Consider the following 21,180-nt stretch of genomic DNA (forward strand, 5'->3'; position numbering starts at 1 on the left):
GGCTCTCGCTCTCCGGCGTCGCTCAGACCATCCCGCGCTGCATCGCCTCGCACACCGCCGTACTCTCGCGCACCCCGAGCCGGAGCGCCTCGCCACAGTGCGCGATCCAGGCGGCCATGCCGACGGCGGTGCCACTGAGATAGCCCTGCAGAGCGCGCTGGTAGGCGGCCGTACCCAGCTCGGCGAAGCCGACCTCGGCGGGGCAGATCGCCTTCGGGTCCAGGCCCTCCGCGATGAGGACGATCCGCTGCGCAGCGCGCGCGATCATGCCGTTGTGCGAGCCGAAGGGGCGCAGTGCGAGCAACTCGCCGTGCACCACTGCGGACACCACCAGCGCGGGCGTGCCGCTCGGGCTGCCCTCGGCGCGAGCGGCCAGCAGCTGGGCCAGCTGCTCCAGCCGCGCGGTGGCCTCCTCGGCCGACGGCGCGGGGGGCAGGTCGAGCGCCGTCGCGGCACTCTCGCCGCCGGAGCGGGCGCCATCTCCCCGAGGGGCCTGGTCGCCATGAGGAGTTTCGCGGCCGACCTGATCGGCTTCGTCGTCGGCGTGTGCCTCGTCACCGGCGCCGTGCGACAGGCTCTCGGCGATGTTCAGCTCCAAGGGGAACAGTGCCGCCGCCTGCTCCCCCGGAAGCCTGGGCCGACCGGCCGACTCGTCAGCGTCGCCGACCGCGAGCAGGTGCAATCGCGCCAGCACCTGGAGCGGCGAGTGCCGCCAGACCCCCAGCAGCTGCCCGGCCTCGGCGGAGATCCGCAGCGCACCACCGACCGTGCGGGCCTCCGGGTCGGCACTGAAGTCGCTGCGCCGGCGTACCTCCTCCAGTGGCCAGTCCGCTCCGTCGAGGGCGGCGGAGGCCCTCGCGCCGCGCAAGGCGGCCTCGGAGGTCACCTCCTGCGCGCGGCGGCGCATCACGCGGTGCCCGTACAGCCGGTCGACTGCCTTGCGCACCTCAGCGACGGCGGCGGGCACTCCGGGGAGGTCGGCCAGCGGGGCGAGGGGATCAGTTCCAGTGCTCACCTACCCGAGAGTAATGACTCCCCCGGCATCACCGTCACAGCAACCCCGTCATCACCCGTTCGAGGCATTCCTCGACTCATGCCCATATGGCACCCCGAACCACCGCTAGCATGACACCTATCGGTGACGATAACTATTTCCAACAACGCTCCCGGGCGCCTCGGATCACCAGTCGAACCCGGACGGATCCGGTCGGACCCGGTCGAACTCAGCCGGACCGACCCTGTGCCAGTCGCAGGGCAGCTCAGAGCACCCAAGAACACTCAGCACATCCCAGAACCTTCCAGAGCGTTCCGGTACGAACGCCGGTGGACGCTGGAGTGAGAGCCGGAGCCTCAGATGAAGATCGCGTTCGTCGGCAAGGGCGGCAGCGGGAAGACCACGCTGTCCGCTCTGTTCATCCGCCACCTGGCCGCCGCCGGCCGCCCGGTCATCGCGGTGGATGCCGACATCAACCAACATCTGGGCCCTGCACTCGGCCTGAGCGACAGTCAGGCGGCCGACCTTCCGTCACTCGGCGCCCACCTGCCCCAGATCAAGGAGTATCTGCGGGGCGACAATCCACTGATCGGCTCGGCCGACGAGATGATCAAGACCACGCCGCCCGGCCGCGGTTCGCGTCTGCTGCGGATCGTCGAGGAGAACCCGGTGTACGCGAGCTGCGCCCGGCCGATCGCGCTGGACGAAGGGTCTGTCCGGCTGCTGGCCACCGGCGCGTTCACCGAGGAAGACCTCGGCGTGGCCTGCTACCACTCCAAGGTGGGCGCGGTCGAACTACTGCTGAACCACCTGGTCGACGGCCAGGAGGAGTACGTGGTGACCGACATGACGGCCGGCTCGGACTCGTTCGCCTCCGGCCTGTTCACCCGGTTCGACCTGACGTTCCTGGTCGCCGAGCCGACCCGGAAGGGCATCTCGGTCTACCGGCAGTACAAGGAGTACGCCAGGGACTTCGATGTGGCCCTGCACGTCGTGGGCAACAAGGTGCAGGGCCCTGACGACCTCGCATTCCTGCAACGCGAGGTCGGCGACGACCTGCTGGCGGTCTTCGGCCACTCCGAATGGGTACGCCGTCTCGAACAGGGCACCGAGCCGCCGCTTCAGCTCCTGGAGCCCGCGAACCGCGCCGTCCTGGAAGCACTGAAGCGGCAGGCCGACCAGGCCCACGCCCACCGTGATCCGCAGCGCTACACCGCACAGGCCGTCACCTTCCACCTCCGCAACGCGCAGAGCTGGGGGAACACCAAGGTCGGCATCGACCTGGCGAGCCAGATCGACCCCGGCTTCGTACTCGGCACCGACCAGTTGGACGGCGCGCACGCCTGACGACCTTCGTCCTCGCCCAGCCGCGCACCCGACGCCTCACGCACGAGAGGGCCGGTAGCTCCCATCACGGGAGCCACCGGCCCTCTCGCGGCGTCCGGCCACTCTTCAAGCAGGTTCCTGAACGGTTCGAATACCACCCTTAGGGGTGAATCAGCCCCGCAGCCCTACCGCGCAATTTCACGCTGTGCAAAGATCTCATTACTCTCAGTTTACCAACTCTTGATGGTCCAAGGCCGGACGTGACACCCTCCGCCGCGCCTACGCCATCCCGCCACACCGTCGCGACTCACGACAGCCGATCCGACTCCGAGCACCAACCCCGGACCTGACTGCGTTCGTTCCCCCGGAAAGACGGGAAGACATGACCCTCGACATCTCCAGCGCCCCCATCGCCTCCGACACCACCGACCACGCCCCGCCCAACGGCCCGGCGGGCACCACGCCCCAGGGGTCGCGCCGAGAGATCCTCGTCCGCGACCTGCCCGCCTCCATCGCGGTCTTCTTGATCGCCGTTCCCTTCTCGCTCGGCATCGCGCTCGCCACCGGCGCACCGCCCACCGCCGGGCTGGTGGCAGCGGCGGTCGGCGGCTTGGTGGTCGGCACGCTAGGCGGCACGCCGCTCCAGGTCAGCGGCCCGTCCGCCGCACTGACGGTGATCACCGCTGGGCTGATCGCCCAGTACGGCTGGCAGGTCACCTGTGCCGTCACGGCCGTCGCCGGTCTGCTTCAGCTCCTGCTCGGCTGGCTGCGAGTGGCCCGCACCGCGCTGGCCGTCTCACCCGCGATCGTCCACGGGATGTTGGCCGGTGTCGGCCTGACCATCGCGATCGCCCAACTGCACGTGGTGCTCGGCGGCTCTCCGCAGAGCTCCGCACTCGCCAACCTGATCGCTCTCCCACAGCAGCTGTCCGGCCCCCACCCACCCGCACTCGCCGTCGGAGCCCTGGCCATCGCAGTACTCTGCGGCTGGCCCCGGCTCGGCCGACTGCCCGGCGCGGCCGGGCGGGTCGGCGGCAGGCTGACCCGGGTCCCCGCCGGGCTGGTCGCCGTGACCGCCGGCACCACACTCTCTCTGGGCCTCGGCTTCACCCTCGCCCGGGTCGAGCTGCCCTCCTGGGGCGAGCACAGCCTCGCCTCGGTTCCCACTCTCGAACTCGCGGGCCGGCACTGGCCTGCACTGATCGCCGCCGTGCTGACAGTGACGGCCGTCGCGAGCGTGGAGTCGCTCCTCTCCGCAGTCGCGGTCGACCGGATGACCCACCAGCCCGGTGACCTGGATCGCGAGCTCCGGGGCCAGGGTGCGGCCAACTTCGTCACCGGGCTGTTGGGCGGTCTGCCCATCGCCGGCGGCGCGGTGCGCAGTTCCGCCAACGTCCGTGCCGGAGCCGCCACCCGCTGGTCCGCCGTTCTGCACGGGCTCTGGGTCCTACTGGCGGCCTTCGCGTTGACCGGCGGGCTGCGCCGGATCCCGCTCGCCGCGCTGGCCGCGCTGGTTCTGATGGTCGGCATCCAGATGGTCAGCTTCGCGCACATCCGGCGGGTGCACCGGCATCGGGAGTTTCCCGTCTACCTGGCCACGGTGCTCGGCGTCGTCCTGCTGGGCGTCCCGCTCGGGGTGGTCCTCGGTGGATCGGTGGCCGTCCTGCTGGCGCTCTACCGGCTGACTCGCGCCCATGTCGAAGTGCTGGCCGAGGATGACGGCTCCTACCTGGTCCGCACCCACGGCCCACTGACTTTCACCGCCGTGCCCCGGCTGAGCCGGGCCCTGGCGGCGATTCCCGCCGGCGCCCGGGTGACGGTCTGCCACGACGGATCATTCCTCGACCATGCGGCGTACGAACAGGTCCACGTGTGGCGGACGGGGCATCAGGCGGGTGGCGGACGGGTCTCGATGCTGACCGAGCGCCACGACGACGAGGTGCTGGACCCTGACGGCACCGTACGGTCGGGCAGTTCCCCCGGCCCGCACCGCTGCCGCGCCTGGACTCCCTGGGTGGGCCACCGCTGCATCGAGCAGGGCCTCGACGATCCGCACGTCCGCCTGCTCGACGGCGTTCGGGGCTTCCAGCAGCACACCGCACCACTGGTCCGGCAGGAGCTGGCCCGGCTGTCCCGCGAGGGCCAGACACCCTCGCAGCTCTTCCTGACCTGCGCAGATTCCCGGCTGGTCACCAGCATGATCACCAACAGTGGGCCGGGCGACCTGTTCACGGTACGGAACGTCGGCAATCTGGTGCCGGCGCCGTACGAGCCCGGAGCCGCCGACGATTCGGTGGCCGCAGCGGTGCAGTACGCCGTCGAGGTGCTGCAGGTACGCAGCATCACCGTGTGCGGACACTCCGGGTGCGGCGCGATGAAGGCCCTGCTCGACGGCGTGCACGAGCTGCCCGGGCCGCCGACCCCGCTCGCCCGCTGGCTGCGCAACGGCCGAGGTGCGCTGTCCCGGCTGAAACGAGCACCTGCGGAGTTCGCAGGGCGCCCGGTGGTCGACCTGGTGGAGCAGCTCTGCATCACCAACGTGGTCCAGCAACTGGATCAACTGCTGGCGAACCCGGCGGTCGAGCGTCGGGTGGATGCGGGCACGCTCCGACTCGTGGGAATGTACTTCGATTTCGCCACAGCTCAGGCGTACGTGTTGGACCACGAGAGCAAGCGGTTCGTGTCCGTCTCGGAGGACTGGCCGGAGCACCGATCGGCCCTGCCGGAGGACCTGTCGGAGGACCTGTCGGAGAGCCGGCCCGAGAATCAGCGGCAGGAGTCCGAACAGCGAGCAGTCGCCTGACAGACAGATCCAACCGATTGACGGATCATCATGGGATTCCGGGGGTGCCTCGAAAACGACGTGGAGCACCCCCGGGATGCCCGGCACGGGCCGATCAGGAGCGGAGGAGGTTGGAGAGGTCGGCCGGTGTGACGTATCCCGGCCACCGGCCATCGCGGAACAGTTGAACACCGGCGTCCCGGTAGCACTGGTCCACGAGTTGGGAGCAGATCATGTGCCGGGTATCCGCCACATAACCCTTGATCAACGGACTGACCGGCAGGTGAAGACGGTGCGCGGCCAACGCCAGGTAGTCGGCCGCGCTGTAGGGGACGCCGAGGTACCCACGAGCGGCCGACACCACGGCCTGGCGTTGCTCGTCATCGAGAAGGATGTGCCCGGTGGACCAGAGGATCGGTCGGCTGTCAGAGTCGACGAGGTGTTCCAGAACGGCACCGCCGGGCTGCGCCTCGACCAGGTCGCCGTCACCGACGTAGACGAATGCGTGCTCGAAGTCGGCGAAGCCATCGCCGTTGAGCCACTGTCCGATCCTGATCAGGCGGCCGACACGGCCGGCCATGCGGACCACGGCGAAGTCGCCGGGCTGGGGAGAGGGGATAGGGGTTGCTGAGGCAGAAGAGTCGGCAGGGGTCGCTGGAGTTCCAGGCATGGCGGTTCCCCCATGCAGGAGCGGTGCGCTGACAGGTGGACCGATGAGGATCCTTGACGGCCCGTGTTCTCAGTGGAGTACCGACCGGACGGATCGTCAAGGCTCTTGGCGGCACGCACCTGCGTAAACACTGCTCCCACACGTCCTCGCATACGTCCTCGCATGGGCCCGGGCTCGGCGTACGCAAGGCATGCGGCGGGTAGGTGCGCTCCCGGTGCGTTTCAGAAGTCTTACGGCGGTCGCCCCCGAACCACACCCAGCGGTCCTTCCAGTTCCACCCAGAAGCTGCCTCGCAACCGCGCCGCAGGCGCACAGTACGGCGCCTTCGATGGCCACTTCCCGATCAAAGGTCTACACCAATTCCCCTGTTCCTCTTGTCAACGTGGCGGTTGGCCTGGTGAGGTGTTCGCTGGGACACACGGGACAATCCCTACGCACGGGATAATCCGGCATATGAAGACTCGATGAGGAGTGCGCGTTGAGCAACGAGAGCCTGGCCAACCTGCTCAAGGAGGAGCGGCGATTCGCGCCGCCCACAGAGCTCGCCGCCGCCGCGAACGTCACCGAGGCAGCGTACGCGCAGGCCTCCGAGGACCGCCTGGGCTTCTGGGCCGAGCAGGCCCGCCGACTCACCTGGGCCGTCGAACCCACCCAGACCCTCGACTGGTCAAACCCCCCGTTCGCCAAATGGTTCGCCGACGGCAAACTCAACGTCGCGTACAACTGCGTCGACCGGCACGTCGAAGCCGGCCACGGCGACCGCGTCGCCATCCACTTCGAAGGCGAACCCGGCGACAGCCGCTCCATCACCTACACCCAGCTCAAGGACGAGGTCTCCCAGGCCGCCAACGCCCTCCTGGAACTCGGCGTCACCAAGGGCGACCGCGTCGCGATCTACCTCCCGATGATCCCCGAAGCCGTCATCGCGATGCTCGCCTGCGCCCGCATCGGCGCGGCACACTCCGTCGTCTTCGGTGGTTTCTCCGCCGACGCGGTGGCCTCCCGGATCCAGGACGCCGACGCGAAGCTGGTGATCACCGCTGACGGTGGCTACCGCCGTGGCAAGCCGTCCGCGCTCAAGCCGGCCATCGACGAGGCGCTCGCCAAGTGCCCGCAGGTCGAGCACGTCCTGGTGGTCCGCCGCACCGGCCAGGAGGTGTCCTTCACCCAGGGCCGGGACGTCTGGTGGCACGAGATCACTGCCCGTCAGTCCACCTCGCACACGCCCCAGGCGCACGACGCCGAGCACCCGCTGTTCATCCTGTACACCTCCGGGACGACGGGTAAGCCCAAGGGGATCCTGCACACCACCGGCGGCTACCTCACGCAGGCCGCCTACACCCACCATGCCGTCTTCGACCTCAAGCCCGAGTCCGACGTCTACTGGTGCACCGCCGACATCGGCTGGGTCACCGGCCACTCCTACATCGTCTACGGGCCGCTCGCCAACGGCGCCACCCAGGTCATCTACGAGGGCACCCCCGACACCCCGCACCAGGGCCGGTTCTGGGAGATCGTCCAGAAGTACAAGGTGACCATCCTCTACACCGCGCCCACCGCGATCCGCACCTTCATGAAGTGGGGCGACGACATCCCCGCCAAGTTCGACCTGTCGTCGCTGCGGGTCCTGGGCAGCGTCGGCGAGCCGATCAACCCCGAGGCGTGGATCTGGTACCGCGAGCACATCGGCGCAGGCACCGCCCCCATCGTCGACACCTGGTGGCAGACCGAGACCGGCGCCATGATGATCAGCCCCCTGCCCGGCGTCACCGAGACGAAGCCGGGCTCCGCCCAGCGCGCCCTGCCCGGCATCGCCGCCACCGTGGTCGACGACGAGGCCAACGAGGTCCCCAACGGCTCCGGCGGCTACCTCGTCCTCACCGAACCGTGGCCGTCCATGCTGCGCACCATCTGGGGCGACGACCAGCGCTACCTCGACACCTACTGGTCGCGGTTCCCCGGCCGCTACTTCGCCGGTGACGGGGCCAAGAAGGACGAGGACGGCGACATCTGGCTGCTCGGCCGGGTCGACGACGTCATGCTCGTCTCCGGTCACAACATCTCCACCACCGAGGTCGAGTCCGCCCTCGTCGGCCACCCCGCCGTCGCCGAGGCCGCCGTCGTCGGCGCCGCCGACGCCACCACCGGCCAGGCCATCGTCGCGTTCGTCATCCTGCGCCACACCGCCACCGACAGCGACGAGCTGGTCGTCGAGCTCCGCAACCACGTCGGCCGCACCCTCGGCCCGATCGCCAAGCCCAAGCACGTCAAGATCGTCACCGAACTCCCCAAGACCCGCTCCGGCAAGATCATGCGCCGCCTACTGCGCGACATCGCCGAAGGCCGCGAAGTCGGCGACACCACCACCCTCGCCGACTCCACCGTCATGAACCTCATCCAGGCCCAGCTGCCCTCCGCACGCGGCGAGAGCTGATCAATCCACCAGTCCCACGCCGACACCGTCCCGCTCTCATGCCTGCTGCACTGCATGAGGGCGGGACGGCGCGCATTCGGGCTCACGAACTCAGCCGCAACAGCGCACGACCGACGGGTTAACCCACTCGGGCCGACCGACGAGCGGCCGGCTGACGAGCGGCCGCCTGGCAGGCGGTCGGCCTCGCGGGGCGCTCCCCGAGTCCGTCAGCCGGAGAGGCGTCGCAGCATCTCGTAAGCCGTCTGGGTGAAGCGTCTCCGCAGACCCGGCAGCGTGCTCGCCATCGCCACCAGACCGACCTGTGCCGCCGGGTTGAACCCGGCGAAGGCCGAAAAGCTGCGGGTCGAACCGGACTGGAAGACCAGATCGCCTTCCGCCGAAAGACGCTGGTTCCAGATCAGACAGATCCTGGCACCCGTCCGCCGATGTTCCACCCGGGGCTTGCTGACGTCCCGTAGTGCGGCGCGCAACGCGGCGCCCGCGCCCGTCTGCTCGGGGATGGGTACGGCGTCGACGGCCAGGTGTGCCTGGAGAAAGCGAAGCATGTCGTCCGCCGTCGAGCGGAGGGCAGCTGCTCCTGGCAGTGCCGGGAGTCGGAACGACGGAACCCGGCGTCCGCGCCGGTAGCCGGTGAGTGCCTCGCGGCCGGGCCCGCAGGAGGTGTCGACCAGCCCGAGCGGGCCACAGACCCGGCTGGCGAGCAGTTCCTCGTACCGCAGGTCGGCCGCATTCTCCAGCACCAGTCCGAGCAGGCCACAGCCCAGACTCGAGTACCGCACCTGTGCGCCCGGCATACCCCGGACCGGGGTACGGGGCAGGGCGCGCAGGAGATGGGCCGCGCTGAAGGTCGCGTACGGATTGGTGAACCAGCGGGGCACCGCTGTCGGCGCGAGACCGACCGGCAGGCGCGGAAGGCCTGAAGTGTGGGTCGCCAAGTGCAGCAGGGTGATCGGCCGGTCGTGCGGGTAGCCGGGGACGGCGTCCGCAGGTAGATAGCGATCGATCGGGTCGTCGTACCGGACCTCGCCCCGGGCCACCATCTCCGCCAGCAACAGCGCGGTGAAGGTCTTGGTGACGGATCCGAGTTCGAAGCGGGTGTCCGCGCGGACCGGACGCTCGACCGCCCGGTCCGAGTAGCCGCGGCAGGCCACCGTTCGCTCGGTGCCCCTGATCACCGCGACGGCTATGCCACAGTTCGGCGAGGCGCTGCTGAACAGCGGCCGTAGCAGCCGGGCCAGCTCGGGGGAGATCGTCGGGAAGGGCTCGGATAACGAAGGAGGGGTGGTCTGACCACCCACGCCTCCTGGCTTTACATGGGTGGGTTGCTGACTGGGCATGGGATTCCTCCGGACCGGAAACGCGTCGCCGACAGAGGACGGCGTACGCCACCGACGATAAGTCGGGCCCATCTCGTCCGCACCCGACCGAACCCGTCCGGGCGAGCGCGCGACGGCACACGGCCGGCCTGCGGCGGGCCCACGCCGCGTGCCCGATCACCGCCCCACCGCCCACCGGCCCACCGGCCCCCTCTCCCACCCGAACTCCCACCCGCCAGCAGTGCTGCCTCCGACCGAAGCAGGCGCACAGGATCAGGCATAACCCATAAAATGCGACAAACCGGATATCACGCCGAAGTGCCCCGTAGACTGTCAAAAACGCAACAAGGATTCTGAGGCGCGCCGGGAAGTCTGGTCGGCATTGCACCACCGGTGCATCCGCATGCCGCTCCCCGCCCTGGAGGTCTCCGTCGTGGCCACCCCGCCGCCCACCGAACGCCGCCAGTTCCTCGGACGACTCTCGCTCCCCGAACGCAGATTCATCACGGACGCACTCCGCACCGAGACCGTCGGCGGCATCCTCTTGCTGATCGCCGCCATGGTGGCACTCGTCTGGGCGAACGTCTGGCCGCACGCCTACGAGAGCATGCTCCACCGAACGGTCGGCCCGTCCACGCCGCTGCACCTCGACCTGAGCCTGGAAGCCTGGGCGAAGGACGGCTTGCTGACGGTCTTCTTCTTCGTGGCCGGGATCGAACTCAAGCGCGAGTTCGTAGCCGGCGAGCTCCGCACTCCGAGCGCCGCGCTGCTGCCGGTTGTCGCCGCCGTCTCCGGAGTGGCCCTGCCCGCGATCGTGTACGCCGTCGTCAACAGCGGCGCGGGCGGGCACCCGGGGGGCTGGGCCATCCCGACCGCCACCGACATCGCCTTCGCGCTCGGCGTGCTCGCCGTGGTGGGCAGTCACCTGCCATCCGCGCTGCGGGCGTTCCTGCTCACCCTCGCCGTCGTCGACGACCTCATCGCCATCCTGATCATCGCGGTCTTCTACAGCTCGGGCATCAAGTTCTGGGCGCTCGGGCTCGCGTTCGCCGGCCTGGTGCTGTTCTGGTTCCTGCACCGGCGCGGGGTGCACGGCTGGTACCTCTATGTCCCGCTGGCGTTGGTGATCTGGGCGCTGATGCACGAGAGCGGGGTGCACGCCACGGTGGCCGGCGTCGCGATGGGCCTGCTGCTCCGCTGCCACCGGGTCGGCGACGAGACGCACTCCCCCGGCGAGCACATCGAGCACCTGGTCCGGCCGCTCTCCGCCGGGCTCGCCGTGCCGCTCTTCGCACTGTTCGCCGCCGGGGTGACGATCTCGGGGCCCGCGCTCGCGGAGGTCTTCACCCAGGCGACTCCGCTCGGCATCATGCTCGGCCTGCTGGTGGGCAAGACGACAGGCATCTTCGGCGGCACCTGGCTGGCCGCCAGGTTCACCCGGGCCGAACTCAACCCGCAGCTCAAATGGGCCGATCTGTTCGCGGTGTCCACCCTCGCCGGTATCGGCTTCACCGTCTCCCTGCTGATCAGCGAACTGGCCTTCCCCGACGATCCGGCACTCGCCGACCGGGCCAAGGCCGCCGTACTGGTGGGGTCGCTGCTCTGCGCCGTCATCGCCACCGTGCTCCTCAAGAGCCGCAACCGGCACTACCAGCAACTCTGCGAGGAGGAGGACCAGGACGTGGACACAGACACCCCCTTGGGCAACCAGGGCCCAGACCTGTCCCGGCAGCAGGCGGGGTGACACGCCGCCACCTCGGGGGCCCCGGAGTGGTGCCCGACTGTCCGGTAGAGGCATGATTCTGAGCTGTCGACCAAGCAGGAACCGCGCGAAGGAGAACCGCTGATGCCCGCAGGAGCCGCAGACCCGTCCAGCAACGGCCGGGCGCCCTACGAGGGCGAGCGTTCGGTGGGGCAGCTCTTCGCCGCGGCGACCGCCGACCTTTCCGCGCTCGTGCACGACGAGATCGCGCTCGCGAAGGCCGAGATCCGACAGGACGTCAAGCGTGGAGTCTCCGGTGGCGTCTCGCTGGCGGTGGCGGGCGTCGTCGCGCTGGCCTCCGTCCCGATGCTGAGTTTCGCGGCCGCGTACGGCCTGCGGGCGCTGGGGCTGACGCTCGGCTGGTCGTTCCTGATCGTCGCGGGCGCGTACCTGCTGCTGGCGGCGGTGCTCGGGCTGTTGGCGCTGCGCTCCTTCAAGAAGATCGAGAAGCCGCACCGCACCATCGAGGGTGCTCAGGCGACGGCGGACGTACTGAAGAACGCCCGCCCGCGCCCCGCCACCCGGGAGGAGATCGACCGGGCACTGGGCCGTCGGCCGTAGCAACCGTCCACGGGCGGCCGTAGCAGCCTTGGGCGGGCGTGGTGGTCGTCCACGGGCGGGCGTGAACGGGAGCGGGCGGGAGACAGTGCTCAGCCGGGCTTGAACAGCCCGGCGTGAACGGGCGGCCGAGTGCCGGGGGCGTGTTCCCCGTCAGGGTGTGGCAGGCTCTCGGTATGCCGTTGGACCAGAAGCCCGTGCCCACCGCGGCCGCCATCCCGGCCGCCGCCAGCCCTCGGCCCGCCGAGACCGCCTGGACCGTCCGCTCGAGCGGCCCGTGGACACACCGCGACCTCGCGGCCAACGGCGCCCGCTTCCACATCGCCGAACTGGGCGAGGGCCCGCTCGTCCTGCTGGTGCACGGCTGGCCCGAGTACTGGTGGGCCTGGCGGCACCAGATGACCGCGCTCGCCGAGGCGGGCTTCCGGGCGGTCGCTCTCGACCTGCGGGGAATGGGCGGCAGCGACCGTACACCGCGCGGGTACGACCCGGGCAACCTGGCATTGGACATCACCGGTGTGATCCGCTCGCTCGGCGAGCGGCGAGCGCATCTGGTCGGGCACGCCACCGGCGGTTCGCTCGCCTGGGTGGCGGCCGTGATGCGCCCCTCGGTGATCCAGAGCCTGACCGTGGTCGCCGCCGCGCACCCTCGTCAGCTACGCCGGGCGCTGCTGACGGACCGTCGCCAGATCGCCGCCTTCGACCATGTGCTGGGGTTCCAGCGTCCGTGGATACCGGAACGCCGGCTGGTCGCGGACGACGCCGCCGTGATCGCCGAACACCTGGACGACTGGGCGGGCCCGAACAAGCTGGACGCCGAGGCGGTCGCCGCGTACCGCCAGGCCATCCAGATCCCCAGCACCGCGCACTGCTCGATCGAGCCGTACCGCTGGCTGTTGCGCTCGCTGGCCCGTCCGGACGGAATCCAGTTCGCCCGTCGGATGAAGAAGCCGGTCACCGCGCCCACCCTGCATGTCCAGGGCGCCGCCGACCCGGTGCTGCTCGCGCACACCGCGCTCGGCGCGGGCGAGTACGTCGAGGCGCCGTACCGGTGGCGGCTCCTCCCGGGGGTCGGGCACTTCCCCCACGAGGAGGCCCCCGATCAGTTCTCGTCCGAGTTGATCAGCTGGGTGCAGGAGCACAAGGGCTGACCCGAGCCCGGGGGAGACGATGGGCGCGTGCGGATATGGACGAGCGCCCCCTGGTTGACACATGTTCATATGACAACCGCATAGGCCAATTGGGCCATCCAGGGACGATTGGTCACCTTCGCCCCAGGGCATCCATCCGGTATGACCTGGATGCCCGACCGCGATGCCGCCCCGCGCCGACGCCGCCGCAGGAGCAGCTCGCAAGAACCCGCACAGCTGACCGCACAACAGGCCGCACAGCAGACCACGCAGCAGACCGAGACCGCGCAGCAGCCGCCCGTGCACCCCGACCGGACGTACGACGTGGAGCGGCAACAGCGCGCAGGGACGCACCGGATGGGCCTCCCGCGCATCCTCGGCCGACGCGCTCGCTGGGTGGGCGCACGGCTCCGGCGCGAGCCCTGAGGCGGCGCAAGCCATCGACGGGCCGCCGCCCGGAGCCGATGCCCCGCGCGACGGCCCGTCCGAAGGTCGGTCAGTTGACCACGCTGGGTGCCAGGAAGCTGAATCCCAGCATGGCGAAGGTCACCACGCTCATGATCGGGACCAACACGTTGGTCTCCATCTTGTTCCCGGTGCGCTTGATCAGCACGATCTCGTAGCGGTTCTTGTGCGGCCAGAGCAGTGGCGCGCCCATCTTGGTGAGGCAGTCGCCCATCAGGTGTGCCAGGGTGCCGAGGCCGACCGCGTACGGCAGCCAGCCGGGGGCGTCCGTCAGGAACTGGTCGAGCACGAAGGTTCCCAGCGCGGCGAGGCCGACCACCGTGAGCCAGGTGTGGTGACCGTGCCCCGGCACGTGCGCGTTGAGTGCCTTGAGCCCCATCGCCAGTAGGAAGAACGTCATGCCGAGGGTGAAGCCACGCCCGAGGTACGTCACCCCGGCCCAGGTGCCGCCGCCCATCAGCGCGACGAAGAGCAGCGAGTGGGTGGCGTGCCGATGGCCGCCGGAGGCCCAGGCGACGAAGCGGCAGAGCGCCTTGGACACCGGGCCGAGGAAGTTGGCGATCGTGCCGTCGTGGTGGTCCAGGTCCGGCAGCAGTGCCGCGCCCGCGCAAAGGAGCGTGCCCATCAGGATGTCCGCCGGCCGCAGATGGACCCCGAGCAGCAGCGGCGGCAGGAACGGCGCGGAGACCGCGTAGAGCATCGCGCCACTGACCGCGTGCGAGTGACCCATCATGGCGTTTACTGACCTCCCGTCGGACCCGTTCCGGTAATGCTCTGTTGAGCCGAACGGGTGAGCGCGGCCGACGCTATCAGGAGAAACTGACACATCGCCGGATCGCGCGGCCGAGGAGGCGGTGGGAGGAGGAGCGGGCGGAACGGACGGACCGTCAGAGCGCGCAGCCCTCGGTGTCCACCCGAGTGGTCGCCGTGGCCCCCTGGAGGGCGTCGTCGCGCACCTCGGCCGCCGTCAGCACGTAGCCGGTGTCGGGGCTGTCCAGGGACTTCGCGAAGACCACCCCGTACACCTGCCCGTCCGGGCTGAGCAGCGGGCCGCCGCTGTTGCCCTGGCGGACCAGCGAACGGACGGAGTAGACGTCGCGGACGACCTGGCCCCGGTGGTAGATGTCCGGACCGTTGGCCTGGATGCGTCCCCGGATGCGGGCGGGCTGGACGTTGAAGGCGCCGTTCTCCGGGAAGCCCGCCACGATCGCGCTGTCGTTGGTACGGGCGTCACCGGCGAAGCTCAGCGCCGGGGCGGTCAGCTTGGGGACGTCCAGGATGGCGATGTCGCGCTGCCAGTCGTAGCGGACAACGGTCGCGTCGTAGAGCTGTCCGGTGCCGCCGATCTGGACGGTGGGCTCGTCGACGCCCCCGACCACGTGGGCGTTGGTCATCACCCGGTGCGGAGCGACGACGAACCCGCTGCCCTCCAGCGTCTTGCCGCAGCTGGTGGCGGTGCCGACCACCTTGACCAGGCTCAGCCGCGCCCTGGCCACCGCCGGGCTGCCGGCCAGGGCCGGGTCGGGCGGCGAGACCTCGGTGATCGGCTCGTGCTCGAAGGGGTTGAAGACCTGCGGGAAGCCGTTCCGGGCCAGCACCTTGGTGAAGTCGGAGAACCAGTTGGGCGCGTCGGCGGGCAGCGCCCCCTGGACCGTACTGAGCACCTTCGAGGTCCGGACCTGCTTCGAGATGGTCGGCAGCGAGGTACCCGCCAGCGCGGACCCGATCAGCCAGGCGACCAGCAGCATCGAGATCACGTTGACCACCGAACCGCCGATCGCGTCCACCGTCCTGGCCCGGCGGCGGCCGATGTGGCCGCGCAGCTTCCAGCCGAAGTGGGTGGTGACCGCCTGGCCGACCGCCGCGAAGACGATCACCACGACGACCGCCACGACGGAGGCCGTGGTGCCCGGGCTGAGGTGGCGCAGCAGCAGCGGCAGCAGTTGGACGGCGATCAGCCCGCCGCCCAGGAAGCCCAGGACGGAGAGCACGCCCACCACGAACCCCTGCCGGTAACCGGACACGGCAAAGCCCACCGCAGCGGCGATCAACAGCAGATCCAGGACATTCACCCCGATACCCTCCCACGTGCGAGCCCCCGGAGAGCACCGGGCCCGTCCGTCACGGCCGCCACGGCTCTGCCGCTGCGGGGTTCACCGGTCGCCGGGTCACGCCTGCGCGCGCGGGACGCCCTCGTACGAGAGGCCGAGGGCGTCCTCGGAGAGGCTGAGCGTGCGGGTGGTGTCCCACGGTCGTTCCAGGCCGCTGAAGTGCAGCATCCGGTCGATCACCCCGGCGGTGAAGCCCCAGACCAGCCGGTCGGCGACCTCGAAGGCCGGCCCGACGAAGCCCGAGGGGTGGCGCAGCCGGGCCCGGTTGGCCGGGTCGGTCAGCTCGGACAGCGGGACCCGGAACACCGCGCCCGTCTCCCCCAGATCGACCGGCGCGACCGGTGTCTCCTGGCGCCACCAGCCCAGCACGGGTGTGACCACGAACCTGCTGACCGGGATGTAGAGATCGGGAAGGACGGCGAAGACCTGTACCCCCGAGGGGTCCAGCCCGGTCTCCTCCTCGGCCTCCCGCAGCGCGGCGGCCACCGGCCCGGCACCCGCCGGATCACCGTCCTCCGGGTCCAGCGCCCCACCGGGGAACGACGGCTGTCCGGCGTGCGAGCGCAGCGAACGGGCCCGCTCGATCAGCAGCAGATCGGGGCCCGCCGGCCCCTCCCCGAACAGCATCAGTACGGCGGAGGGCCGCCCGCCCTCGGCCGGCGGCAGGTACCGGCTGAGCTGCTCGGCCTGTACGGTCTCGGCCGCGGACCGCACCGGCAGCAACCACTCCGGCAACCCGTCCCGCTCGATCGCACCCGCCATACCCGCCCTGCCCGCCCTGCCTGCCATGCCTGCCGCACCCACCGTGTCCGCTGCATCCGTCGTGTCCGCCGTGTCCATCACTTGCCACTCTCCACGCTCGTTCGGGCTGCTCAGCCTGCCCGCGCGGCACTCGCGGGGATGCCCGGGTAATCGGCCGGCGGCTTGAGCCGTTGGCCGGGCTGTCCGCCCATCTCGTACTTCAGCAGCTCGCGGGCCTTCGCGGGGTCCGTTTCGCCTTCTCCGTACGAGGGGCAGAGCGACGCGATCGGGCAAGCCCCGCAGGCCGGCTTGCGGGAGTGGCAGATCCGGCGGCCGTGGAAGACCACGCGGTGCGAGAGCATCGTCCACTCGGACTTGGGGAAGATCTCGGCGACGACCGCCTCGACCTTCTCCGGGTCTTCCTCCGCCGTCCAGCCGAACCGGCGCGCCAACCGCCCGAAGTGGGTGTCCACGGTGATCCCCGGTACGCCGAAGACGTTCCCGAGCACGACGTTCGCGGTCTTCCGGCCGACGCCCGGCAACGTCACCAGGTCCGCCAGGCGCCCAGGCACCTCACCACCGAACCGGTCCCGCAACGCGATCGACAACCCGATCAGCGACCGCGCCTTCGCGCGGAAGAACCCAGTCGGCCGGATGATCTCCTCCAACTCCTCGGGGACGGCTGCCGCCATGTCCTCGGGGGCGGGGTACTTCGCGAACAGCGCGGGAGTCGTCTGGTTCACCCGCAGGTCGGTGGTCTGCGCCGACAGCACGGTGGCCACCAGCAGCTCGAACGGCGACTCGAAGTCCAACTCGGGGTGGGCGTACGGGTACAGCTCCGCCAACGCCCGGTTGATCTTCCGCGCCCGCCGCACCATCGCCAGGTGGGACTCCGGCTTCCTCGGCTTCACAGCTGCCGTCTTCACCGCAGGCGTAGCCTTCTTGACCTTGCTCTCTGCCATGCCCGAAGGCTACGCCGAAGGCCCGGCCGGGCGGAGCCGATTGAATGTGGTGCCTCAACGGCAGCGGAGCTGCGACCGCGCACAGCTGTCAGAGCCCCGCCGGGAGCGGTGGGCTCAGACGTCCCGGCGGTTCACCACGGCTATGGCCACGATCACCGCGACGAGCGACCAACCACCGAAGACGATCCAGGACTCGGTGATCGACGGAGGGTACTTGCCCAGGACGGAGTTGGAGTCGGGGTTGTAGGTCAGGCGTTCCAGAGCGGACTTGGGCAGAGCGTTGCCGATCTCCTTCACCCACCGGAACCGGTCGCCCTGGAAGAGCAGGGGTACCAGGAGGAGAGTCCCCACCAGCGCGACGATGGTGGCGGTGGCGTGCCGGATGGCGGCTCCCAGGCCGATGCCGACGAGCGCGGACACCGGCGCGATCAGCGCGTACGCGGCGACCGCCCCGAGGCAGCCGGGGTCGCTGATCGAGAGTCCGACGTGCCGGGAGGCCAGCATCGCGTTGGTCAGGAAGAAGGAGCCGGTCGAGGCGATCGTGCCCGCGACGAGCATGAGGGCCGTCACGACGGTCACCTTGGCGGCCACCACCGAGCGGCGGTCGGGGACGGCCGCGAACGTCGTACGGATCATTCCGCTGGCGTACTCGCCGAAGAGCGTGATGGCGCCGATGCTGCCCGTGGTGATCATGAAGAGGTCGGCGGGGATCATGCCGAGGCCGTGGAACAGCGCGTCGTAGTGGTAGGGCGGCCAACCCGGCATCCGGGGATGCGGGCCGTCGATGTACGGGAAGTCGCTGTGGACGGCGTTCACGTTGATCGCGATGACGCCGAGCACGCTGAGCGTCAACACCCAGGAGGTCGAGCGCAGCGACCGTACCTTGATCCACTCGGCGGCGCACAGGTCGAAGAACCGGGGGCGCGGCTCGGCGTTGCGGGCCGGTGCCGTCAGGGTGGTCATCGGGATTCTCCTGCGAGGTATTCGACGCTGTCGGCGGTGAGTTGCATGAACGCCTCCTCCAGGGAGGCGCTGTGGGCGGCCAGCTCCTGGAGCAGGATGCGGTGTTCGAGCGCGAGTTCGCCGATCCGGTCGGCGTCGAGCCCGGTGACGGCCAGCGAGCCGTCGGGGTCCGCCCGCACCGAACCGCCCTCGGCGGTCAGCAGGTCGGCCAGCGCGGCGGGCTCCCTGGTGCGTACGGTCACACCGACCCGGGTGCCCCGGGCCGCGAACTCCGACAGGCTCTCAGCGGCGATCAACTCACCCCGGCCGACCACGATGAGGTGGTCGGCGGTGTGCTCCATCTCGCTCATCATGTGGCTGGAGACGAAGACGGTACGGCCTTCGGCCGCCAGCCGCCGGAACAGGCCGCGCACCCACAACACACCTTCCGGATCAAGGCCGTTGAGCGGCTCGTCGAAGAGCAGGACAGGCGGGTCGCCGAGCAGCGCGGTGGCGATGCCGAGCCGCTGCTTCATGCCGAGCGAGTACCCGCCGATCCGGCGCCGCGCCACCTCGGCCAGGCCGACCTCCTGCAGCACCTCGTCCACCCGGCGCAGCGGGATGCGGTTGCTGCGGGCCAGCGCGGACAGGTGGACCGTCGCGCTGCGCCCGCCGTGCACGTCGGCGGCGTCGAGCAGCGCGCCGACGTGGCGCAGTCCGCGCGGGTGGCCCCGGAACCGGTGTCCGTCGACGGTGACCGTGCCGCTGGTGGGCTCGTTCAGGCCGAGGATCAGCCGCAGGGTGGTGCTCTTGCCGGCGCCGTTGGGGCCGAGGAACCCGGTGACATGGCCGGGCCGCACGGTGAAGGTCAGGCCGTTGACGGCCGTGGTGCTGCCATAACGCTTCGTCAGTTCGTTTACTTCGATCACGTGGCCAACACTGCCGTCGGCCACACCTGCCAGACATCGGACCGTCGTTGACATTCTCGGCGGGCGGCCACCGACCGTGGTTGTACACCTGCGGTCCGATGCGCAGGCGAAGATCGCGCCAGTAGCATCGGCGCATGCAGACCACTCCGCCGCTCCCCCTGCTGAGACGCGTGCCGCCCGGCGCGTGGGCGGCGCTGACCTGGTGTGCGGCCACCGCGTACTCGCTCGCCGAGTCCGTCGTGCTGCCGGGCGAGGGGCCTGCCCTCTTTCGGCGACACGGCCTCAACCTGCCGGAGCAGAACCTGCAGTCGCTGGGGATCGCCCTCGCCCTGACGCTGGTCGGCTGTGCTCTGCTGCGCCGTATGCCGCTCCCGGCCGTCGCGCTGCTGCTCTCCGGTTCGATCGCCGGGGCGATCGCACTGAACGGTACGGAGATCGGGTTCCCCCAGTTCCTGGCGGTCGATGTCGCTCTGTGCTCCATCGCGGCCAGTCGGCCGCGCCGGAGCTCGACCGTCGCCGTCGCCCTGGCGCTCGGCGTGGTGGTCGGTTATCCGGCCGCCCGGCTGCTGGTCGGCTTCATCATCGGCACCTCGACGGAACTGGCCGTCGCCGTGACGGCCGTCGTCGCCTGGCTGCTCGGCAACTCGATGCGGCAGACCCGCGACTACGCCGAGCGGCTGGGCGCCCAGGCCGCAGCGCAGGCGGTCACGGCCGAACGGCTCAGAATCTCCCGCGAGTTGCACGACATGGTCGCGCACAGCATGGGTGTCATCGCCCTCCAGGCAGGCGCGGCGAGCCGGGTCATCGACACCCAACCGGCCCAGGCACGCGAAGCGTTGAGCGCCATCGAGATCGCCGGCCGGGAGACCCTGTCGGGTCTGCGCCGGATGCTCGGCGCGCTCCGCCGAACCGAACCGGGACAACCGGGGCAGCCGGGGCAGCCCGGCCGGCCGGCGGACGGGGTTCCGCTGGACCCGGCCCCGGGCCTCGCGGACGTCGAGGGCCTGGCGCTGGCGACCACGGCCGCCGGCGTCCAGGTCGACGTGCGGTGGCACGGGGAGCGGCGTCCGCTGCCCCCGGAGATCGACATGTCGGCGTTCCGGATCGTCCAGGAGTCGGTCACCAACGTGGTCCGCCACGCCGGTGGTTCCTCCTGCCAGGTGTCCATCGCCCATGGGGACGAGGAGCTGTCCATCGAGGTCGTCGACAGCGGGCCCGAGCCCGGGCACGGCCGCGCCGGTTCCCCGGGCACCGGGTACGGCCTGGTCGGGATGCGTGAGCGGGTCGGTCTGTTGAACGGCGAGTTCACCGCCGCGCCACGCCCCGAAGGCGGCTTCCGGGTGGCCGTCCGCCTGCCCGTACCCGAGGGAGTCCGATGACCTTCCGCGTCCTGCTCGTCGACGACCAGCCCCTGGTCCGTGCCTCACTGCGGATGGTCATCACCGACGCCCCTGATCTCGAGGTGGTCGGGGAGGCCGGGCACGGCGCCCAGGCGGTCCAGCTGACCGCGGAGCTCCACCCCGACGTCGTGGTGATGGACATCCGGATGCCCGGCATGGACGGGATCGAGGCCACCCGGCTGATCACGTCCGGCTCCGGCACGGCACGGGTCGTCGTGTTGACCACGTTCGACGATGACGACTACGTCTACGCCGCGCTGCGCGCCGGGGCATCCGGATTTCTCGTCAAGGACATGGCCCTCGACGACATCCTCGCGGCGATCCGCATCGTCGCCGCCGGGGACTCCCTGATCGCGCCGAGCGTCACCCGCCGCCTGATCGAGGAGTTCGCCAACCGCCCCGCGCCGACACCGGCTCCCGTACGGCCTGCACTCGAGGGCATCACCGACCGCGAGCGCGAGGTACTGACCCTGGTCGGGCGCGGCCTCTCCAACACCGAGATCGCCGCCAAGATGTTCATCAGCGTCGCCACCGTCAAGACGTACGTGACGCGGCTGCTCGCCAAGCTGGACGCCCGCGACCGGGTCCAACTCGTCATCCTCGCCTACGAGACGGGCATGGTGGCGCCGACCCGGTGAGCCCGGCGGTACGGCGGCCC

The 21,180-nt window shown here is 70.4% G+C and carries 18 protein-coding genes; 9 read left to right on the plus strand and 9 right to left on the minus strand.

What is annotated here, in order from left to right; all coding sequences use genetic code 11:
- Positions 1-22: 22 nt before the first annotated feature.
- On the minus strand, positions 23-1,015 hold the full coding sequence (locus P3T29_RS23245) for an oxidoreductase (protein ID WP_280718524.1): 993 nt from the start codon (positions 1,013-1,015) through the stop codon (positions 23-25).
- 339 nt (positions 1,016-1,354) lie between these two features.
- Between P3T29_RS23245 and P3T29_RS23250 the strand changes: the two genes are divergently transcribed.
- Both P3T29_RS23250 and P3T29_RS23255 read left to right on the plus strand, forming a co-directional pair.
- Positions 1,355-2,341 (plus strand): ATP-binding protein, encoded by a 987-nt coding sequence (locus tag P3T29_RS23250; protein WP_280718525.1) that lies wholly within the window; start codon positions 1,355-1,357, stop codon positions 2,339-2,341.
- Between the two features lie 361 nt (positions 2,342-2,702).
- Positions 2,703-5,123, plus strand: coding sequence for a SulP family inorganic anion transporter (locus tag P3T29_RS23255; protein ID WP_280718526.1), 2,421 nt, complete (start codon positions 2,703-2,705; stop codon positions 5,121-5,123).
- Between the two features lie 94 nt (positions 5,124-5,217).
- Here P3T29_RS23255 and P3T29_RS23260 read toward each other — a convergent pair whose 3' ends face one another.
- The gene (locus P3T29_RS23260) at positions 5,218-5,682 is read right to left on the minus strand and encodes a hypothetical protein (RefSeq protein ID WP_280718527.1); all 465 of its coding nucleotides are present in this window, start codon (positions 5,680-5,682) and stop codon (positions 5,218-5,220) included.
- A gap of 568 nt (positions 5,683-6,250) precedes the next feature.
- Between P3T29_RS23260 and acs the strand changes: the two genes are divergently transcribed.
- Positions 6,251-8,206, plus strand: a complete 1,956-nt coding sequence (acs, locus tag P3T29_RS23265; RefSeq protein ID WP_280718528.1) for an acetate--CoA ligase — start codon at positions 6,251-6,253, stop codon at positions 8,204-8,206.
- Between the two features lie 206 nt (positions 8,207-8,412).
- Here the strand turns inward: acs and P3T29_RS23270 are convergent, their stop codons facing one another.
- Complete coding sequence (locus P3T29_RS23270) at positions 8,413-9,504, minus strand: serine hydrolase domain-containing protein (protein ID WP_280718529.1); 1,092 nt, start codon at positions 9,502-9,504, stop codon at positions 8,413-8,415.
- A 421-nt stretch (positions 9,505-9,925) separates the two neighbouring features.
- Here P3T29_RS23270 and nhaA point away from each other — a divergent pair, with 421 nt between their 5' ends.
- The 4 genes from nhaA to P3T29_RS23290 all read left to right on the plus strand — a co-directional run bounded on the left by nhaA (position 9,926) and on the right by P3T29_RS23290 (position 13,398).
- Complete coding sequence (nhaA, locus tag P3T29_RS23275; RefSeq protein ID WP_280718530.1) at positions 9,926-11,266, plus strand: Na+/H+ antiporter NhaA; 1,341 nt, start codon at positions 9,926-9,928, stop codon at positions 11,264-11,266.
- 102 nt (positions 11,267-11,368) lie between these two features.
- Positions 11,369-11,845, plus strand: coding sequence for a phage holin family protein (locus P3T29_RS23280; RefSeq protein ID WP_280718531.1), 477 nt, complete (start codon positions 11,369-11,371; stop codon positions 11,843-11,845).
- Positions 11,846-12,018: 173 nt separating this feature from the next.
- Entirely contained in the window at positions 12,019-12,993 is a 975-nt protein-coding gene (locus tag P3T29_RS23285) for an alpha/beta hydrolase (RefSeq protein WP_280718532.1), read from the plus strand.
- 141 nt (positions 12,994-13,134) lie between these two features.
- Complete coding sequence (locus tag P3T29_RS23290; RefSeq protein WP_280718533.1) at positions 13,135-13,398, plus strand: hypothetical protein; 264 nt, start codon at positions 13,135-13,137, stop codon at positions 13,396-13,398.
- A gap of 70 nt (positions 13,399-13,468) precedes the next feature.
- On the opposite strand, the gene P3T29_RS23295 is transcribed toward P3T29_RS23290, so the two are convergent.
- The 6 genes from P3T29_RS23295 to P3T29_RS23320 all read right to left on the minus strand — a co-directional run bounded on the left by P3T29_RS23295 (position 13,469) and on the right by P3T29_RS23320 (position 19,122).
- Positions 13,469-14,170 (minus strand): metal-dependent hydrolase, encoded by a 702-nt coding sequence (locus P3T29_RS23295; RefSeq protein ID WP_280718534.1) that lies wholly within the window; start codon positions 14,168-14,170, stop codon positions 13,469-13,471.
- A 154-nt stretch (positions 14,171-14,324) separates the two neighbouring features.
- Positions 14,325-15,509: a MarP family serine protease gene (locus P3T29_RS23300; protein WP_280718535.1), complete on the minus strand. Its 1,185-nt coding sequence runs from the start codon at positions 15,507-15,509 to the stop codon at positions 14,325-14,327.
- Between the two features lie 96 nt (positions 15,510-15,605).
- Positions 15,606-16,337 carry a CoA pyrophosphatase gene (locus P3T29_RS23305; protein WP_280718536.1) on the minus strand — a complete coding sequence of 244 codons (732 nt, stop codon included), beginning with the start codon at positions 16,335-16,337 and terminating at the stop codon, positions 15,606-15,608.
- Positions 16,338-16,420: 83 nt separating this feature from the next.
- Entirely contained in the window at positions 16,421-17,251 is an 831-nt protein-coding gene (gene nth, locus P3T29_RS23310; RefSeq protein WP_280718537.1) for an endonuclease III, read from the minus strand.
- 114 nt (positions 17,252-17,365) lie between these two features.
- Positions 17,366-18,214, minus strand: coding sequence for an ABC transporter permease (locus P3T29_RS23315; protein ID WP_280718538.1), 849 nt, complete (start codon positions 18,212-18,214; stop codon positions 17,366-17,368).
- Complete coding sequence (locus tag P3T29_RS23320) at positions 18,211-19,122, minus strand: ATP-binding cassette domain-containing protein (protein ID WP_280718539.1); 912 nt, start codon at positions 19,120-19,122, stop codon at positions 18,211-18,213. The genes P3T29_RS23315 and P3T29_RS23320 overlap by 4 nt, the downstream gene beginning before the upstream one ends.
- A gap of 134 nt (positions 19,123-19,256) precedes the next feature.
- On the opposite strand from P3T29_RS23320, the gene P3T29_RS23325 reads away from it, so the two are divergent.
- Positions 19,257-20,501: a histidine kinase gene (locus P3T29_RS23325; protein ID WP_280718540.1), complete on the plus strand. Its 1,245-nt coding sequence runs from the start codon at positions 19,257-19,259 to the stop codon at positions 20,499-20,501.
- Positions 20,498-21,160, plus strand: coding sequence for a response regulator transcription factor (locus P3T29_RS23330; protein ID WP_280718541.1), 663 nt, complete (start codon positions 20,498-20,500; stop codon positions 21,158-21,160). Before P3T29_RS23325 ends, P3T29_RS23330 begins: the two co-directional genes overlap by 4 nt.
- The last annotated feature ends 20 nt before the right edge of the window (positions 21,161-21,180 follow it).

This window comes from Kitasatospora sp. MAP5-34, from assembly GCF_029894335.1.
In the GTDB taxonomy this organism is placed as follows: Bacteria; Actinomycetota; Actinomycetes; order Streptomycetales; family Streptomycetaceae; genus Kitasatospora.

Excerpts from the sequence above, each read along its gene's own strand:
- P3T29_RS23250 (WP_280718525.1), top strand. The coding sequence starts at position 1,355 with ATGAAGATCGCGTTCGTCGGCAAGGGCGGCAGCGGGAAGACCACGCTG.
- nth (WP_280718537.1), bottom strand. The coding sequence starts at position 17,251 with ATGGCAGAGAGCAAGGTCAAGAAGGCTACGCCTGCGGTGAAGACGGCA.
- P3T29_RS23325 (WP_280718540.1), top strand. The coding sequence starts at position 19,257 with ATGCAGACCACTCCGCCGCTCCCCCTGCTGAGACGCGTGCCGCCCGGC.
- P3T29_RS23255 (WP_280718526.1), top strand. The coding sequence starts at position 2,703 with ATGACCCTCGACATCTCCAGCGCCCCCATCGCCTCCGACACCACCGAC.
- P3T29_RS23280 (WP_280718531.1), top strand. The coding sequence starts at position 11,369 with ATGCCCGCAGGAGCCGCAGACCCGTCCAGCAACGGCCGGGCGCCCTAC.
- P3T29_RS23290 (WP_280718533.1), top strand. The coding sequence starts at position 13,135 with ATGACCTGGATGCCCGACCGCGATGCCGCCCCGCGCCGACGCCGCCGC.
- P3T29_RS23305 (WP_280718536.1), bottom strand. The coding sequence starts at position 16,337 with ATGGCAGGCAGGGCGGGCAGGGCGGGTATGGCGGGTGCGATCGAGCGG.
- P3T29_RS23260 (WP_280718527.1), bottom strand. The coding sequence starts at position 5,682 with ATGGCCGGCCGTGTCGGCCGCCTGATCAGGATCGGACAGTGGCTCAAC.
- nhaA (WP_280718530.1), top strand. The coding sequence starts at position 9,926 with ATGCCGCTCCCCGCCCTGGAGGTCTCCGTCGTGGCCACCCCGCCGCCC.
- P3T29_RS23330 (WP_280718541.1), top strand. The coding sequence starts at position 20,498 with ATGACCTTCCGCGTCCTGCTCGTCGACGACCAGCCCCTGGTCCGTGCC.
- P3T29_RS23295 (WP_280718534.1), bottom strand. The coding sequence starts at position 14,170 with ATGATGGGTCACTCGCACGCGGTCAGTGGCGCGATGCTCTACGCGGTC.
- P3T29_RS23315 (WP_280718538.1), bottom strand. The coding sequence starts at position 18,214 with ATGACCACCCTGACGGCACCGGCCCGCAACGCCGAGCCGCGCCCCCGG.
- P3T29_RS23285 (WP_280718532.1), top strand. The coding sequence starts at position 12,019 with ATGCCGTTGGACCAGAAGCCCGTGCCCACCGCGGCCGCCATCCCGGCC.